The 17,318-nt window shown below is 59.4% G+C and carries 12 protein-coding genes; 9 read left to right on the top strand and 3 right to left on the bottom strand.

Features of this window, described 5'->3' with window-relative positions; all coding sequences use genetic code 11:
• The first annotated feature begins 184 nt into the window (after positions 1-184).
• The 4 genes from AC3WMT_RS15010 to AC3WMT_RS14995 all read left to right on the top strand — a co-directional run bounded on the left by AC3WMT_RS15010 (position 185) and on the right by AC3WMT_RS14995 (position 5,135).
• The gene (locus tag AC3WMT_RS15010; RefSeq protein ID WP_146041284.1) at positions 185-991 is read left to right on the top strand and encodes a hypothetical protein; all 807 of its coding nucleotides are present in this window, start codon (positions 185-187) and stop codon (positions 989-991) included.
• Positions 992-1,095: 104 nt separating this feature from the next.
• Complete coding sequence (locus AC3WMT_RS15005) at positions 1,096-1,587, top strand: sigma-70 family RNA polymerase sigma factor (protein ID WP_103306310.1); 492 nt, start codon at positions 1,096-1,098, stop codon at positions 1,585-1,587.
• A gap of 40 nt (positions 1,588-1,627) precedes the next feature.
• Entirely contained in the window at positions 1,628-2,611 is a 984-nt protein-coding gene (locus AC3WMT_RS15000) for a FecR family protein (protein ID WP_103306309.1), read from the top strand.
• Positions 2,612-2,708: 97 nt separating this feature from the next.
• A complete protein-coding gene (locus tag AC3WMT_RS14995; RefSeq protein WP_103306308.1) occupies positions 2,709-5,135 on the top strand; it encodes a TonB-dependent siderophore receptor in 2,427 nt (808 codons plus the stop codon).
• Positions 5,136-6,481: 1,346 nt separating this feature from the next.
• Here the strand turns inward: AC3WMT_RS14995 and AC3WMT_RS14990 are convergent.
• Positions 6,482-9,376 (bottom strand): ribonucleoside-diphosphate reductase subunit alpha, encoded by a 2,895-nt coding sequence (locus AC3WMT_RS14990; RefSeq protein ID WP_103307390.1) that lies wholly within the window; start codon positions 9,374-9,376, stop codon positions 6,482-6,484.
• A 775-nt stretch (positions 9,377-10,151) separates the two neighbouring features.
• On the opposite strand from AC3WMT_RS14990, the gene AC3WMT_RS14985 reads away from it, so the two are divergent.
• Positions 10,152-10,874: a response regulator gene (locus AC3WMT_RS14985; protein WP_103307391.1), complete on the top strand. Its 723-nt coding sequence runs from the start codon at positions 10,152-10,154 to the stop codon at positions 10,872-10,874.
• Positions 10,871-12,481 carry an ATP-binding protein gene (locus AC3WMT_RS14980; protein ID WP_103307389.1) on the top strand — a complete coding sequence of 537 codons (1,611 nt, stop codon included), beginning with the start codon at positions 10,871-10,873 and terminating at the stop codon, positions 12,479-12,481. The genes AC3WMT_RS14985 and AC3WMT_RS14980 overlap by 4 nt, the downstream gene beginning before the upstream one ends.
• Positions 12,482-12,755: 274 nt before the next feature.
• Here AC3WMT_RS14980 and AC3WMT_RS14975 read toward each other — a convergent pair whose 3' ends face one another.
• Positions 12,756-13,481: a 4'-phosphopantetheinyl transferase family protein gene (locus tag AC3WMT_RS14975; RefSeq protein ID WP_103307388.1), complete on the bottom strand. Its 726-nt coding sequence runs from the start codon at positions 13,479-13,481 to the stop codon at positions 12,756-12,758.
• 163 nt (positions 13,482-13,644) lie between these two features.
• Positions 13,645-14,436: a dienelactone hydrolase family protein gene (locus tag AC3WMT_RS14970; protein WP_103307387.1), complete on the bottom strand. Its 792-nt coding sequence runs from the start codon at positions 14,434-14,436 to the stop codon at positions 13,645-13,647.
• A gap of 141 nt (positions 14,437-14,577) precedes the next feature.
• Between AC3WMT_RS14970 and AC3WMT_RS14965 the strand changes: the two genes are divergently transcribed.
• The 3 genes from AC3WMT_RS14965 to AC3WMT_RS14955 form a co-directional block, all read left to right on the top strand.
• Entirely contained in the window at positions 14,578-15,183 is a 606-nt protein-coding gene (locus tag AC3WMT_RS14965; protein WP_103307386.1) for a putative outer membrane beta-barrel protein, read from the top strand.
• Positions 15,184-15,333: 150 nt separating this feature from the next.
• Positions 15,334-16,011, top strand: coding sequence for a response regulator transcription factor (locus tag AC3WMT_RS14960; protein WP_008079190.1), 678 nt, complete (start codon positions 15,334-15,336; stop codon positions 16,009-16,011).
• Positions 16,008-17,318, top strand: a 1,311-nt coding sequence (locus AC3WMT_RS14955; RefSeq protein ID WP_103307385.1) for an ATP-binding protein, incomplete at its 3' end; no start/stop codon positions are given. The genes AC3WMT_RS14960 and AC3WMT_RS14955, both read left to right, overlap by 4 nt.

The following is a 17,318-nucleotide window of genomic DNA, read 5'->3' as shown; positions in this document are numbered from 1 at the left end:
CGTGTCAGTCAGCAGAGATGTCGACTGACCCAGCACTTTCGCGGGCAAGCCCGCTCCCACATTTGTCTGTGGTCATTCACTCATCCCTGTTCGACCCTTTACGCCTCCCGATGGAAAAGCCGTCGGAGGCCGACTAGGGTGAGAGAGCGGGCGCAAACCACAATGGACTGACAGGGGCATGCTCATGGGCGATCGGAAAGGAAACTGGTGGATCGACAAAGGTGTATTGATGTCGGATCAGCGTGCGGAGGAGCTTGCCGCAGCCGCCGAGCAATTTCCGGATGAGTATGACCCGATGATTTTTCTCACCGGGGATGCTCACCGTGAGCCGCCTTTTCGATGGGCCGCACGCGGTGTCTGGGCGAATTTCTTCCAGCCGTTGATCGCAGCCAACAAGATTGTCTGCCATGTCGAGCAGTATCCGCGCGCGGTCTCGCTGCAATCGGTACCGCCGCTGTTCGCGCCCGTGTTCACAAATGGCAAGGTCTTTGGTTGGGAGCATGAGGTGTTCCCGATCATCGAAAACCTGATGAAAAACTACATGAACAACGCCAATTGCTTTCCCAGTGCGGTGTCCGTCGGTTTGATCAAGGGCGTGCTGGGGGACAGCGCACGAGTGGCCGAAATGGGTTTTCTCAAAGCCGAGTACCAGGCCATCGTCGATTTCGCCAAGCCTTTTGTCGGAGAAAAATCCGCGTTCGAGAAATTTCAGGCGTTTGTCAGTTCCTCCTCGACGGTCAAGCCGATTCCCTCCACCGACGGTGCCAAATTCAAGGAGCTCTACTCGACGTATTACCGCGCCGGGATGGAATTGCGCACGGGTATTCACCAGCACATCGCCCCGAGGATCCAGCACCTGATCAACACCTACAGCGACCACATGCACTTGATCACCTGCGGCGATGCGCACTTGTTGGTCAATCCGCTCTATTTGTATTTGCAGCCGCCGACTGGCTGTTTCGGCATTGTCGATCCTGATCAGGACAAATGAGCGGCGATCTGTTCTCGTTGCGGTGCGCCAAGGAATAAATTGCCGGGCTTAATAGGAAGCATTACTATTCACGCCCCTTTCCTCAGCACGCCGCCCATACCCCCATGCGTCCCCGCAGACCCGGCTTTTTCGAGCATTACGAAGAGTTGATCGGCACCTGGACTCGTCGCCTGCGCAATCGCTCGCAGGCCGAGGATCTGGCGCACGACACCTTTGTGCGGGTGCTTGAGTCCGATTCGACGGCGGTGCAGCAGCCCCGGGCGTATTTGCATCAGACCGCACGCAATATCGCGGTCGATGGCTATCGGCGCGAGGATCGACGCAGTGCCATGGAGTCGGAGGCAATCGATCATGGTGAGTCGTCGTCCGGCGACCCGGAGCATTACATGCATGCGATCCAGCTGGCCGACTCCATCGAACGGGCGCTCGCCGAGCTGCCGGTCAATTGCCGGAAGATTTTCGTCTGGCAGAAGATCGAAGGCCTGACCCAGGCAGAAATCGCCGAACGCCTGGGGCTGTCCAAGAACATGGTCGAAAAGTATATGATCCGCACCCTGCGGCATCTGCGTGATCGCCTCGACGGGTTGCAGTCATGAGCGGCCGTGCTTTTTCATCCCCAGCCAAACAGGACATTCCATGATGGATACTCGTGATTGCGCGTGCGGGCAAACAACGGTGCGCGATGATGCGGCTCGCTGGTTTGTGCGTTTGCAGGAGTCGGCTGTCAGTGCCGACGAGCAGCAGCGCTTCGATGCCTGGCTGAATGAACATCCGCAGCACCGTGCCGAATTTCAGTTGTTGCAGGGCTTGTGGTCGGCGGCGGATCTGCTGCCGGCGCCACGGCTCAAAGCTCTTATCGATACGCCACCGAGCCGTCGCGAACGGCGTCCGCTGCTGCGCTACGCAGTGGCGGCCAGTGTGCTGGCGGTGGCGCTTGGGCTCGGGCTGTTCAGCGGTTTGAATCATCCGTCGGGCTACAGCGCCGAGTTCGCCACGGCGCTGGGTGAGCGCAAGCATGTGGCGCTGCCGGATGGCTCGGTGATCGATCTGAACAGTCGCAGCCGCTTGCAGGTGCGCTTTGAGAAGGATCGCCGGCTGATCGAGCTGACTGAAGGCGAGGCGATGTTCAGCGTCCAGCACGACAGCGCCCGGCCCTTCGTGGTCGAGGCCGGCAGCGGCAAGGTCACGGTCACCGGCACGCGCTTCGATGTGCGCCGCGATGTCACGCAAACCCGTGTCGCGGTGGAGCAGGGCACGGTCAAGGTGCAGGGGCGTCATGCGCCGGACAATGAGTTCATCAGCCTGACTGCGGGCCTTGGCAGCTATGTCGATGCGCAGGGCAAAGTCGCGGCAGCCTATGCGGTCAATCCGGCCGAACTGACGGCTTGGCGCGGCGGCAAACTGGTGTTCAACAACGCCAGCCTCAGCGAAGTCGCCGCCGAAGTGTCGCGTTATCGCGAAAAACCATTGACCGTCGCCAAACCGACCGTGGCCAATCTGCGTCTGACCAGCGTGTTCAAGTCCGACAACACCGACGCCTTGCTCAAAGCCTTGCCGAGCATCCTGCCGGTAGCCGTTCGCACCCTCGCCGATGGCAGTCAGGAAATAATTTCAAAATAAATTCAGGTTTTTTTCGAGTTCATCGTCTTCCTGTTCAACTGCAACTGGTTTGCATTAACAGCCGCACACTCTTGCGATCCACAGGACTACGTTCGACGTGAAAACCACCACTGCCAACAACAAAAAATCCTCTTGGTTGCCGCTGGCCCTTGCGCTGGCGGTCAACGCTGCCATGCCTCTGGCATACGCTGCCGACGCCATTCATATCCGCGCCCAGCCACTGGGCCAGGCCCTGAGCGAACTGGGTCAGCAGACTTCGCTGCAAGTGTTTTTCAGTCCCGATCTGGTCGCCGGTAAACAAGCCCCAGCGGTGGATGGCGACATCTCTCCGGAACAGGCGCTGCGCCAATTGCTGCAAGGTAGCGGTCTGGATTATCAGATCAACGAAGGCTCGGTGACCCTGTCGCCCGCGGCGACTTCCGCTGCCAGCAATGGCCCGCTGGAACTGGGCGTGACCGACATCAAAGTGGTCGGCGACTGGCTCGGTGACGCCAACGCCGCCGTGGTGCAGAACCACCCTGGCGCACGCACGGTGATCCGCCGCGAAGCGATGGTCGAGCAGGGCGCGATGAACGTCAGTGACGTGCTCAAGCGTGTGCCGGGCGTGCAGGTGCAGGACTCCAACGGCACCGGTGGCAGCGACATCTCCCTTAACGTCGGTGTCCGGGGCCTGACTTCGCGCCTGTCGCCACGCTCGACTGTGCTGATCGACGGCGTGCCGGCAGCGTTCGCGCCTTATGGCCAGCCACAACTGTCGATGGCGCCGATTTCCTCCGGCAACCTCGACAGCATCGACGTGGTCCGCGGCGCCGGGTCCGTGCGTTATGGGCCACAAAACGTCGGCGGCGTGATCAACTTCGTCACCCGCGCCATTCCGGAAAAAACCACCGGTGAAATCGGCACCACGCTGGAAACCACTCAGTACGGCGGCTGGAAGCACATCGACACCGCATTCCTCGGCGGCACTGCCGATAACGGCATGGGCGTGGCGTTGCTGTACTCGGGCGTCAACGGCAACGGTTATCGCGAGCGCAATAACGGTAACGACATCGACGACGTACTGCTCAAGACCCATTGGGCTCCGACCGATCAGGACGATTTCAGCCTCAATTTCCATTACTACGACGCCAGCGCCGACATGCCCGGCGGTCTCACGCAAAAGCAGTACGACGACAAACCGTACGACTCGGTGCGTGACTACGACCAATTCACGGGGCGGCGCAAAGACGTGTCGTTCAAGTGGATTCGCCAGATCGACGAACGCACCCAGGCAGAAATCCTCACCTACTACACCGACAGTTTCCGTGGCAGCACCATCGCCGCCCGCGACCAGAAAACCCTCAGCTCGTACCCGCGTTCGTACTACACGCTGGGTATCGAGCCGCGAGTATCGCGTGTCTTTGATGTCGGCCCGACCACGCAGGAAGTCAGCGTCGGTTATCGCTATCTGAAAGAGGCGATGCACGAGCAGTCGAGCCGTGTGGCGCTGGTCAACAACCAGCCAGTGCTCACGCCGACATCTGACGGCCATGTGTTCCAGGACCGCACAGGCGGCACCGAGGCCAATTCGGTCTACATCGACAACAAGATCGACGTCGGCAACTGGACGATCACGCCGGGTATTCGCTTTGAACACATCAGCACTGACTGGCACGATCGCGCCGTGCTCGATACGGCGGGCAAACCGGTGCAGGAGAAAAACCGCAGCATCGAAAGCAACGAACCGCTGCCGGCGCTGAGCGTGATGTATCACCTGTCGGATGCGTGGAAGCTGTTCGCCAACTACGAAACGTCGTTTGGCAGCCTGCAGTATTTCCAACTGGGGCAGGGCGGCTCGGGCGACCAGACGGCCAACGGTCTTGAGCCGGAAAAGGCCAAGACTTACGAGATCGGTACGCGCTACAACGATGACGTGTGGGGCGGGGAAGTGACGCTGTTCTACATCGACTTCGACGACGAACTGCAGTACATCAGTAACGATGTGGGTTGGACCAATCTGGGTGCGACCAAGCACCAGGGGATTGAGGCGTCGGTGCATTACGATATGGCGGCGTTGGATCCGCGTCTGGATGGCTTGACTGCGAATGCCGGGTTTACTTACACCCGCGCGACGTATGAAGGCGAGATTCCGGGGTTCAAGGGGCGTGATCTGCCGTTTTATTCGCGTCAGGTGGCGACGGTTGGTTTGCGGTATGACGTGAATCGCTGGACTTACAACATTGATGGGTTTGCCCAGTCGAAACAGCGTTCGCCGGGTACCGGGGTGAATGCTGATGGCAGCTTTAACGGCAATTACATCACTGACGGTACGGCGGATGGGCAGTACGGCGATATTCCGGGGTATGTGACCTGGAACGTGCGCGGGGGGTATGACTTTGGGCCTCAGGTTTCTAACTTGAAGTTGGGGGCGGGGGTGAAGAACGTTTTTGACAAGCAGTACTTTACGCGTTCGAGCGATAACAATTCGGGGATGTATGTGGGGGCGCCTCGGACGTTCTTTGTTCAGGCTAGTGTTGGGTTTTGATTGGGGGCATATCCGTTGCTGCGGTGAAGGCTGCTTAGGGTTCCGCCCTTACGGCGGGTCACTTTTTCCAGACGCCGAAAAAGTAACCAAAAAGGCTTTACCCTGACGTACGGCCCTCGCTGTGGCTCGGGTTCCTTCGCTGCGGGATCGATCCGGGGGTCATCGCCTCCGGTTTGCTTCGCTGCACCTCCTCTCGATGTGTTTGGCTTCGCCAAACGGTCGCTGCGCTCCCACCCCGGATCAACCCCTCCGCTCAGCCTTCCGACGGGCGCTGAGATCAAGAGCGGTACTCGAGCTAACGCTCATTGTGTTGAGTGGTGAAGATCAACAGCGGTACTTGAGCTAGCGCTCATTGTGTTGAGTGGTGAAGGTCAAGAGCGGTACTTGAGCTAACGCTCATTGTGTTGAGTGGTGAAGGTCAAGAGCGGTACTTGAGCTAACGCTCATTGTGTTGGGTGGTGAAGATCTAGGGCGGTACTTGAGCTAACGCTCATTGTGTTGATTGGTGAAGGTCAAGAGCGGTACTTGAGCTGACGCTCATTGTGTTGAGTGGTGAGAAGCGTGCGGTTGGCTTTGGTTTTGTGTTGGGTTTGCCCCTCACCCCAGCCCTCTCCCCAAGGAGAGGGAGCCGATTTGTGAATCTTTCAGAATCTGAGTTCGACTCGGTATTTCATGTCGGCGTAGCTCTCTCAAACACCTCGGTCAGTTCCCTCTCCCTCCGGGAGAGGGCTAGGGTGAGGGGCTTTTGATCTGGCTGTTGATCTGGCTGTTGATCTGGCTGTTGATCTGGCCTTTGATCTGGCCTTTGATCTGGCTCTTGATCTTGATCCTCAGGCCCATCGGCAGGCCGAGCGGAGGTGTTCATCCGGGGTAGGCGCGCAGCGCCGTTTGGCGAAGCCAAACACATCGAGAGGAGGTGCAGCGAAGCAAACCGGAGGCGATGCCCCCGGATGGACACCGTAGCGAGGGAACACTGAGCCTAGGCGAAGTGCCGTACGTCAGGGAGCAGCCCTTTTGGTTACTTTTGGGGCGTTTGCCAAAAGTGACCCGCCGTAAGGGCGGAACCCTAATCCGCAACACCCGCAGCAACGGATATGCTCACAACCCCCAAACCCCAATCCCCTAAACGGCCTCTAATTATCAAGAGCTGCTGTCGAGCCGACGCTCATCCCGTCGAGTGGTGGACAGCAGAAGGGGGGGCTTTGCTCCTGCCAGCGACGGCGGCCAGTCAGCCAACCCAGATCTATCTGGCTCAACCCTGATGCAAAAAAAAGCCCCCGACAAACCAGAGGTCAGTCAGGGGCTTTTTTCATTCAGGTGTCTTTCGGCACCTGAACGTGCTCAGCTTATTGGCAAGCTTCGCAATCCGGCTCGTCAATCGCACAAGCCTTTGGCACTGGCGCCGGACCGGCTGGAGCGGCCAGAACCGAATCGTCACCGTGGTTGCCGCCGCTGGAAACAGCGTTCAGCTTGCCGGTGTTGATGGTCGACTTCTCGGTGCTGGTCGCGGCCAGGGCGCGGAGGTAGTAAGTGGTTTTCAGACCACGGTACCAAGCCATGCGGTAGGTTACGTCGAGTTTCTTGCCCGAGGCGCCAGCGATGTACAGGTTCAGCGATTGAGCCTGGTCGATCCACTTCTGACGACGGCTGGCGGCGTCAACGATCCACTTGGTGTCCACTTCGAAGGCAGTCGCGTAGAGCTCTTTGAGTTCTTGCGGGATGCGCTCGATCTGCTGAACCGAACCGTCGTAGTACTTCAGGTCGTTGATCATGACCGAGTCCCACAGACCGCGAGCCTTGAGGTCGCGAACCAGGTACGGGTTGATCACGGTGAATTCGCCCGACAGGTTCGATTTCACATACAGGTTCTGGTAGGTCGGTTCGATCGACTGCGATACGCCAGTGATGTTGGCGATGGTCGCGGTCGGTGCGATGGCCATGATGTTGGAGTTACGAATGCCTTTCTGTACACGGGCGCGAACCGGTGCCCAGTCGAGGGTTTCGTTCAGGTCAACGTCGATGTACTTCTGGCCGCGTTGTTCGATCAGGATCTGTTGCGAGTCCAGCGGCAGGATGCCTTTGGACCACAGCGAGCCGTTGAACGTCTCGTACGCGCCACGCTCGTCAGCCAGGTCGCAGGACGCCTGGATTGCGAAGTAGCTGACCGCTTCCATCGACTTGTCGGCGAATTCGACGGCAGCGTCGGAACCGTAGGCGATGTGTTGCAGGTACAAGGCGTCCTGGAAGCCCATGATGCCCAGACCCACCGGACGGTGGCGGAAGTTGGAGTTCTTCGCTTGCGGCACCGAGTAGTAGTTGATGTCGATCACGTTGTCGAGCATGCGCACGGCAGTGTTCACGGTGCGTTGCAGCTTGGCGGTGTCCAGCTCGCCATCCACGATGTGGTTTGGCAGGTTGATCGAGCCCAGGTTGCAAACGGCGATCTCGTCCTTGTTGGTGTTCAAGGTGATCTCGGTGCACAGGTTCGAGCTGTGAACCACGCCGACGTGCTGCTGCGGGCTACGCAGGTTGCACGGGTCTTTGAAAGTCAGCCATGGGTGGCCGGTTTCGAACAGCATGGAGAGCATTTTGCGCCACAGGTCTTTGGCCTGGATGGTCTTGAACAGCTTGACCTTGCCCGGGTACTCGGTCAGGGCTTCGTAATACTCGTAGCGCTCTTCGAAGGCTTTACCGGTCAGGTCGTGCAGGTCCGGCACTTCGGATGGCGAGAACAGGGTCCACTTGCCGTCATCGAAGACACGCTTCATGAACAGGTCAGGGATCCAGTTGGCAGTGTTCATGTCGTGGGTACGACGACGATCATCACCGGTGTTCTTGCGCAGCTCGATGAACTCTTCGATGTCCATGTGCCAGGTTTCCAGGTAGGCACAGACAGCGCCTTTGCGCTTGCCACCCTGGTTAACGGCGACGGCCGTGTCGTTCACGACTTTGAGGAACGGAACCACACCTTGCGACTTGCCGTTGGTGCCTTTGATGTACGAGCCCAGTGCACGTACCGGCGTCCAGTCGTTGCCCAGGCCGCCAGCGAATTTCGACAGCATGGCGTTGTCGTGGATCGCGTGGTAGATGCCCGACAGGTCGTCCGGAACGGTGGTCAGGTAGCAGCTCGACAGCTGTGGGCGCAGGGTACCGGCGTTGAACAGTGTCGGGGTCGAAGCCATGTAGTCGAACGACGACAACAAGTTATAGAACTCGATCGCACGATCTTCTTTCTGCTTCTCTTCGATCGCCAGGCCCATGGCCACACGCATGAAGAAGATCTGCGGCAGTTCGAAACGCACGCCATCCTTGTGGATGAAGTAGCGGTCGTACAGGGTTTGCAGGCCCAGGTAGGTGAATTGCTGATCGCGCTCGTGGTTGATCGCCTTGCCCAGTTTTTCCAGGTCGAAGGTGGCCAGCACAGGGTTCAGCAGTTCGAACTCGATACCCTTGGCGATGTAAGCCGGCAGCGCCTTGGCGTACAGGTCGGCCATTTCGTGATGGGTGGCGCTTTCGGCGACTTCGAGGAAGTTCAGGCCTTCGGCACGCAGGGTGTCCATCAGTAGGCGGGCGGTCACGAACGAGTAGTTCGGCTCGCGCTCAACCAACGTACGGGCAGTCATCACCAGGGCGGTGTTGACGTCGGTCAGGGCCACGCCGTCGTACAGGTTTTTCAGGGTTTCGCGCTGGATCAGATCGCCGTCGACTTCTTCCAGACCTTCGCAGGCCTCGGTGACGATGGTGTTCAGGCGGCCCATGTCGAGCGGTGCCAGGCTGCCGTCGGCGCGGGTGATGCGGATCGACGGATGCGCGTTGACCGCTTCTTCGGCCGGGGCGTGGGCAGCGCGTTCTTTCGAACGACCGTCACGATAGATCACGTAGTCGCGAGCAACTTTCTGCTCGCCGGCACGCATCAGGGCCAGTTCGACCTGGTCCTGGATTTCTTCGATGTGGATGGTGCCGCCCGATGGCATGCGACGCTTGAAGGTCGCGGTGACCTGTTCGGTCAGGCGGGCAACGGTGTCGTGGATTCGCGACGAAGCGGCAGCGGTGCCGCCCTCAACTGCGAGAAACGCTTTGGTGATAGCGACGGTGATCTTGTCATCGGTGTAAGGAACGACAGTGCCATTACGCTTGATCACGCGCAGTTGACCAGGCGCGGTGGCTGCCAGATCCGAAGTCGAATCGGCGGCCTGCGGCAAGGTGCCCTGCGGGTTCTCGCGAGTTGTGTCGGTTTGCATGGGTGTCTCCACGTTCTCTATGTTTGTTTGGGCACCATCACGGTGCCCACCGTTCCGTCCTGAAGCACTACAACCGGCACGCGCCGGGCATAACGACTTCGGGACAGTTCAGGAAGGGGGCCTTGTGGGCGCCGCTTCCATGCCGAAGTCTTCGGTTCGCGCGATCCGCGTCAAACCGCATTCCTTTCGGGGCGCAGTTTCAGACTGCAACACCCGTACCGTTATCGTCGTTGCCGACTGAAAAACGGTAGCCATCCGCAGGCGCGGTTTGGGCTTGTGAAAATACGTTTGGTTCAACCCGACAATGGCAATAAAAAGCCTTGAATTCACTGTCCGGTTTGTGTTTGGTTTTTTGTCTCAACCCCTACATGTAGGGTTTTTTTGAGCGCGGGCTACAAGATAATGCGTTTTGGGGGGCTATTGCAATGTATAGCCTGTGGATAAACCTGTGCGTAAATTGTGTGCGAAACGGCGAATTCGCGTGTAGGCCGCGAACCTGCTGAGCTAGACCGTTTGTCACTGTTTTTTCACCGCGAAAAACGCTTCAGCGGATTTTTAAGGGCGCGAACCCTATCACAAAAAACCGCCTTGTCCGAACGCATTTACCGACTTGTGTTCTGGCTGTACGCCGTTTATACAATCGGGCCATGCGCAGGCATATTTATCCTCCAGAAACATGACAAATGATCAGGATGATCTGGCACCACGCATGCTTTTGCAGGAGCTGATCCAAGCGATCCCTTCTATTAATAAAAACAGCAAGCAGAGGTCACCGGTGGAGCAACAAGCCTTTCAGGTATTGATAGTCGAGGATGATCAGCGTCTGGCCGAACTCACTCGCGACTACCTGCAAGCCAATGGACTGCGCGTCGAAATCGAAGGCAACGGTGCACTGGCTGCGGCGCGGATCATCAAGGAGCAACCGGATCTGGTCATCCTCGATCTGATGCTGCCCGGTGAAGATGGCCTGAGTATCTGCCGCAAGGTTCGCGACCGTTATGACGGGCCGATCCTGATGCTCACGGCGCGTACCGACGATGCCGATCAGATTCAGGGGCTTGATCTTGGTGCCGACGATTACGTCTGCAAACCGGTGCGCCCACGCCTGTTGCTGGCGCGGATTCAGGCGCTGCTGCGACGCAGTGACACACCGGAGCCCGTCGCGGAAAAAAGCCGTCGGCTGCAATTCGGGCCACTGGTGGTGGACGACGCTTTGCGCGAAGCCTGGTTGAGCGACAACGGCATCGAGTTGACCAGCGCCGAATTCGATCTGCTCTGGCTGTTGGTGTCCAATGCCGGGCGAATTCTGTCCCGGGAGGAAATCTTCACCGCGCTGCGCGGCATCGGCTATGACGGCCAGGATCGCTCGATCGATGTGCGCATCTCGCGCATCCGCCCGAAAATCGGCGACGACCCCGATCATCCGCGCCTGATCAAGACCATCCGCAGCAAGGGCTATCTGTTTGTCCCCGAAGCCTGCGTAGACCTGCCGCTGTGAACTCGATCTTCCTGCGCATTTACGGCGGCATGTGCGCCGCGCTGATTCTGGTGGCGGTGCTCGGCGTGCTCGCGCTGAACCTGCTTAACCAGGTGCGCAGCGAGCAATATCGCGAGCGCCTGGCCCATGGCACGTTCTCGCTGATGGCCGACAATCTGCAACCGATGAACGAAACCGAGCGCCATCGCGCGCTGCTGGTGTGGGAGCGTTTGCTCGGGATTCCACTGGCGCTGAAAAAGTTTGCCGAGACCGATCTCGACCTGACCCAGCGCACTCGGGTCCAGCGCGGACAGGCGCTGGTGGAGCAGACCGGGCCGCATGCAGCAAAGGTCTACCGGCTGGTCAGCGACAAGGAGCAGTTGGTGCTGGTAGGAGAGGTGCAGCAGATCAGCGAGCAACTGGCCCGCGCGACGATTTACCTGTTGGCCGATGAGCTGGTGCGCGTGCCCGTGGGCGAGCAGCCCAAGCGGTTGGCGCAAATAAAGGAAGAGAAGGGCTTCGGATTCGATCTGCGCCTGGTCACGGTGAACGACGCCGACATGGATGAGGATCAGAGTCGTCGCGTGGCTGAGGGCGACACGGTGATGGCGTTGGGCAAGGGTGGCGATTCGATCCGCGTGTTTGCCGGCATGGTCGGCACGCCTTGGGTACTGGAAATCGGCCCGCTGTATCAGATGAATCCGTATCCGCCGGAATGGCTGGTGTTGATCGCCGCGCTCGGCCTGAGTTTGATCGGCCTTATCGTTTATCTGTTGGTGCGCCAGCTCGAACGGCGTTTGCGCGGCCTTGAAGCGGCGGCCACACGCATCGCCAAGGGCAGCCTGGAAACCCGTGTGCCGGCGCGCGGTGCCGACTCGGTCGGACGCTTGGCCTCGGCGTTCAACAAAATGGCTGAGCACTTGCAGCAGTTGCTGGCGATCCAGCGCGAACTGGTGCGCGCGGTATCCCACGAGTTGCGCACGCCGGTGGCGCGCTTGCGTTTCGGTCTGGAGATGATCGGTTCGGCGACCACCCCGCAAGCGCTGGAAAAGTACCGTGAGGGCATGGATCACGACATCGAAGACCTCGATAAGCTGGTCGATGAAATGCTCACCTATGCCCGGCTGGAGCAGGGCTCGCCGGCGCTGACGTTCCAGCGCATTGATCTCGACGCGCTGGTCAATCAGGTCATTGAAGAACTGGCGCCGCTGCGCGCCGAGGTCACGGTGCAGCGCGGCTTGTGCCTGTCTGCAGCCGATAACGACGACGCCTGGGTCGAGGCCGAGCCGCGTTATCTGCATCGGGCGTTGCAGAATCTGGTGAGCAACGCCATGCGCCATGCGCGCTCCAACGTTACGGTGAGTTACCAGGTCGGGCAGCTGCGTTGCCGGGTGGACGTCGAGGACGACGGGCCGGGTGTGCCGGAGGTGGCGTGGGAGCGAATCTTCACGCCGTTCCTGCGTCTGGATGACAGCCGTACCCGGGCGTCAGGAGGACATGGCTTGGGCTTGTCGATTGTGCGGCGGATCATCCACTGGCATGACGGCCGCGCGATCATTGGCAAGAGCAAGAGTCTGGGTGGGGCTTGCTTCAGCCTGAGCTGGCCGAGGAATCAGGAGCGCCGCTGAATCGTGGATAGTAGTGCTGGCCCCATCGCTGGCAAGCCAGCTCCCACAGGTTTCAGGGCGTACATCAAGTCTGTGTTCATCACCGGCACTGTAGAGCTGGCAAGTCGGCTCCCACAGGTTTCAGGGCGTACATCAAGTCTGTGTCCATCACCGGCACTGTGGAGCTGGCAAGTCGGCTCCCACAGGTTTCAGGGTGTACATCAAGTCTGTGTTCATCACCGGCACTGTGGGAGCTGGCTTGCCAGCGATGAGGCTCTGACAGGCAATACAGATCTCAGGCAGCAATGCTGACCAGACTCAACAACTGCCCATCCTGCACCCCGAACTGCGCATCCAGCTCTGTGCCGTTGCGCCATTCGTTCGACAAGTCCGTCAACAAGCGCAAGCGCACGTGGCCCTGTTCCGTCCACTCCAGCACTTCCGCGTGCTCGAAGTAAAAGCGCTTCTGCACGATCGGGTAAAGCGCCTTGAACAGGCTTTCTTTCACCGAAAACGTCAGCGTCACCCACAGTGCCAGTTGCTCCCTCTCACCGGCGGCCATGCGCCGCATTTCTGCCGGTATGAGGATTTCCCCGGCGAGACGCTCGGCGCGTTCGCTGTTGAGCAGGTTTTCCAGATCCATGCCCAGACCGCGCCAATGCTGCTTGTTGGCGACAATCGCTGCCGCACGACCGGTGCTGTGAGTGATCGAACCGCAGATATGTGCCGGCCACACCGGCGCGCGATCTTCGCCGATCGCCGGGACCACTGTAGTGCCTTCCAATTGCTGTAACGCCGCGCGGGCACAGATGCGCCCGGCGAGAAACTCCGCCTGGCGCTTGGCCACCGAGCGTTGAATGCTTGGCGGTGGCTCGATAGCGCTGCGCCGGAAATCATCGCCGAGCAGTTGTGACGGATCGAAGTGAGTGCTGAGCAGCACGGTGTCAGGCAACACCGTCGGCATTGGCCAGTGGGTATCGAGCGGGGTGCAGCAAGCGGGCAGGGCGGGGGTAGGATTCATGGCAGGCATTTTGCCGTTTGGCAGTCAAACTGGGTAGAGGCACTGATCGTTCCGATCCTCTGTGCGGGAACACCTCAATGGACGCTCTGCGTCCGTTTTGGGACGCAGAGCGTCCCGGGCTGCATCCCCACGCGGAGCGTGGGAACGATCAGGTACGGGCGGGTCAGCTGAAGATTTTCTGGAAGAACGCTTTCATGTCCGCCCAGGATTTTTCATCGGCAGCCTTGTTGTAGCCGATATCCGGGCCACCGTGCTCGCCGTGGCTCAAGCGATCGGCATCCGGATTGGTAAAGCCATGCTTGGCACCGTCAAGGCTGACGAATTTATAGTCTGCACCGGCCTTGTCCATTTCCGCTTTGAAGGCGCTGACGTTGTCCGGCGTGACCATGCTGTCCAGGGCGCCATGTTCCACCAGAATCTTCGCCTTCACACTGCCGGGTGTGGCCGGGGTCTTGGTCGCCAGTGCACCGTGGAAACTCACTACTCCGGCCAGCGGTTCACCCTGGCGCGCCGCATTCAGCACCACGCCACCGCCGAAGCAGTAACCAATGGCCGCGAGTTTGTTCGCATCGGTCTGCGGTTGTTTCTTCAGCAGATTCAACCCGGCCTCGAAACGTTTGCTGGAGGCCGCCGCATCCTGGGTTGCCGCCTGCATGAACGCCATGGCGTCTTTCGGGTGCTCGGTGTTCTTGCCCTCGCCGTACATATCAATCGCCAGCGCGCTATATCCCAGCTCAGCCAGGTCCCGCGCGCGGCGCTTGGCGTACTCGTTCAAGCCCCACCACTCATGCACCACGACAATCCCCGGGCGTTTGCCTTTGATGGCGTCGTCGTAGGCGTAGTAGCCAATCAGCTGTGTGCCGTCGGCACTTTGATAGGGGATTTCTGCGGTCTTGATCGCAGCCTGAGTGAGGCTGCTGACAGCGAGGAACGTGAGGGCGAGGAACAGGCGCATATCGGTCTCCTTGGCGAAAAGTGCTCAGAACAGCCTAGTCGATTTGGTTCAGGTCAGGTTCAGAGAGCGTTCAGGGGCGGTACAGGGGAGGGTCAGTAACCTTGCGCCATACCCAAACAGCACTGTGAAAGAGGAAATCCCATGACTCGTTTTAATAAACTGCTGCTGGCATTGACCGTAATGAGCGCCAGCGTCGCGGCCCAGGCCGACACCACTTCGAACTTCGCCGGCCTGACCTTCGGCCAGACCAGTGACAAGATCGACAAATCCCATGCTCTGAACAACAACCTCGATCACCCTAACGCCACCGGCGCGATCGACGGCAACAACACTTACGGCGTACGCCTCGGCCAGCAAAACTCGCAGGGCCGCTACTACGCGACTTACGACAACGTGTCCGGTTCGCACAATGGCATTAAACTGCGCCAGGAAAACCTGCTGGGCAGCTACGATCTGTTCTACCCGGTGGGCAGCACCACCAAATTGTTCGGCGGCGCGACGGCGGGTTTGACCAAGTTGACCCAGGAGTCGCCAGGCTATAGCCGCGACAGTGACATCGGTTACGCGGTCGGCGGTCAGTTCGGTGTGATGCAGCAAGTTTCGCAAAACACTTCGGTGGAACTCGGTTACCGTTACCTGCGCAGCAATGCCAGCACCGAGATGAGCGAACGCGGTGGCAGCAAGCAAGGCTCGCTGGACCTGACCAGTAGCGCGCAGACTTACCTGTCGGCCAACTACTTTTTCTAAAGTGTTGCCGCCAGGCTAAATGTGGGAGCGAGCCTGCTCGCGAAGGCGATGTGTCAGTCGACATCTTCATTGACTGATCCACCGATTTCGCGAGCAGGCTCGCTCCCACAGGTGTGTTTTTGGAGATTCTGATTTGCCCGGGAGAGCGATATGAAACTGTTGGTCGTCGAAGATGAAGCGCTGTTGCGCCATCACCTGCAAACCCGTCTGACGGAGAGCGGCCACGTGGTCGAGTCCGTGGCCAATGCCGAGGAGGCGTTGTACCAGACCGGACAGTTCAACTTTGACCTGGCGGTGATCGATCTCGGTCTGCCGGGCATGGGCGGTCTCGACCTGATCCGCCAGTTGCGCTCGGGCGGCAAGACCTTCCCGATCCTGATCCTCACCGCACGTGGCAACTGGCAGGACAAGGTCGAAGGCCTCGCTGCCGGCGCCGACGACTACGTGGTCAAACCGTTCCAGTTCGAAGAACTCGACGCGCGCCTGAATGCCTTGCTGCGCCGCTCCAGCGGTTTTACCCAGTCGACCATCGTCGCCGGCCCGCTGTTGCTCGACCTCAATCGCAAGCAGGCGACACTCGACGAGCAACCGCTGGCGCTGACCGCGTACGAGTACCGCATCCTCGAATATCTCATGCGCCATCACCAGCAAGTGGTGCCCAAGGATCGCCTGATGGAGCAACTCTATCCGGACGACGACGAGCGCGATCCGAACGTCATCGAAGTGCTGGTCGGCCGCTTGCGCCGCAAACTCGAAGGCCCGGCCGGGTTTAAGCCGATCGACACCGTGCGCGGCCTCGGCTACCTGTTCAATGAGCGCTGCACTTGATTCGTTCTTTACGCGTTCGACTGATGCTCGCCGCCACCACGTTGGCGGTGTTGTTCATGCTCGCCTTGCTGCCGGCCATGCAGGGCGCATTCAGCCTCGCGTTGCAGGACTCGATCGAGCAGCGCCTGGCTTCGGACGTCACCACGCTGATCTCGGCTGCGCGCATTGAAAACGGCAAACTGGTCATGCCTTCGCAGTTGCCGGATGAGCGTTTCAACCTCACCGACTTCCGGCTGCTCGGCTATATCTACGACCGTGAGGGGCATCTGGTCTGGCGCTCGAAAGCCACTCAAGAGGAACAGATCAACTACAAGCCGCGTTACGACGGTCTCGGTAACGAGTTCGCGCGAATTCGTGAGGCCAGCGGTCAGGAGTTCTTCGTCTACGACGTTGAAGTGAAACTCCTTGGCGGTAAAAGTGCGGCGTTCAGCATCGTCGCCCTGCAACCAGTGCGTGAGTACGAAACTACCCTTGAAGGCTTGCGTGAAAATCTTTATCTGGGCTTCGGCGCAGCGTTGCTCGTTTTGCTGGCGCTGTTGTGGATCGGCTTGACCTGGGGCCTCAAGGCCTTGCGTCAACTCAGTCAGGAGCTGGATGAGATCGAGGGCGGCACGCGTGAAAGTCTCACTGAGCAACACCCGCGCGAGCTGTTGCGTCTGACGGGCTCGCTGAACCGATTGCTGCTGAGCGAGCGGCAGCAGCGCAGTCGTTATCGCGATTCTCTGGATGATTTGGCGCACAGTCTGAAAACGCCTTTGGCGGTGTTGCAGGGGGTCAGTGAGGACATGGCGCAACGGCCCAAGGATCTGGATCAGGCCTGGGTGCTGCAGAGCCAGATCGAGCGTATGAGTCAGCAGATCAGTTATCAGTTGCAGCGGGCGAGTTTGCGTAAAAGCGGTCTGGTGCGGCATCAGGTGCGCTTGCAACCGGTGCTTAAAAGTCTGTGCGATACGTTGGACAAGGTGTATCGCGACAAGCAGGTGCGGGTGGCGTTTGATTTGCCGGAGCATTGTTATGTGCCGATCGAGCAGGGTGCCTTGTTGGAAATGATGGGGAATTTGCTGGAGAACGCGTATCGGCTGTGTCTGGGTGAGGTGCGTATCAGTGTGCGTGAGAGCCTGGCCGGGATTGACTTGTGTGTCGAGGATGATGGGCCAGGGGTGCCGCCGGATCAGCGGGCGCGGATTCTGGAGCGTGGGGAGCGGTTGGATCGGCAGCATCCGGGGCAGGGGATCGGGTTGGCTGTGGTCAAGGATATTATCGAGAGTTATAACGCGAAGTTGATGTTGGGGGATTCGCCGATGGGG

The sequence above is a fragment of the Pseudomonas sp. FW305-7 genome (assembly GCF_058786735.1).
This window is presented reverse-complemented; position numbering and strand designations above follow the sequence as displayed.

Bases quoted from the DNA above. Each gene is read 5' to 3' on its own strand.
- AC3WMT_RS15010 (WP_146041284.1), top strand. From the start codon at position 185: ATGGGCGATCGGAAAGGAAACTGGTGGATCGACAAAGGTGTATTGATG.
- AC3WMT_RS15005 (WP_103306310.1), top strand. From the start codon at position 1,096: ATGCGTCCCCGCAGACCCGGCTTTTTCGAGCATTACGAAGAGTTGATC.
- AC3WMT_RS15000 (WP_103306309.1), top strand. From the start codon at position 1,628: ATGATGGATACTCGTGATTGCGCGTGCGGGCAAACAACGGTGCGCGAT.
- AC3WMT_RS14990 (WP_103307390.1), bottom strand. From the start codon at position 9,376: ATGCAAACCGACACAACTCGCGAGAACCCGCAGGGCACCTTGCCGCAG.
- AC3WMT_RS14975 (WP_103307388.1), bottom strand. From the start codon at position 13,481: ATGAATCCTACCCCCGCCCTGCCCGCTTGCTGCACCCCGCTCGATACC.
- AC3WMT_RS14970 (WP_103307387.1), bottom strand. From the start codon at position 14,436: ATGCGCCTGTTCCTCGCCCTCACGTTCCTCGCTGTCAGCAGCCTCACT.
- AC3WMT_RS14965 (WP_103307386.1), top strand. From the start codon at position 14,578: ATGACTCGTTTTAATAAACTGCTGCTGGCATTGACCGTAATGAGCGCC.
- AC3WMT_RS14960 (WP_008079190.1), top strand. From the start codon at position 15,334: ATGAAACTGTTGGTCGTCGAAGATGAAGCGCTGTTGCGCCATCACCTG.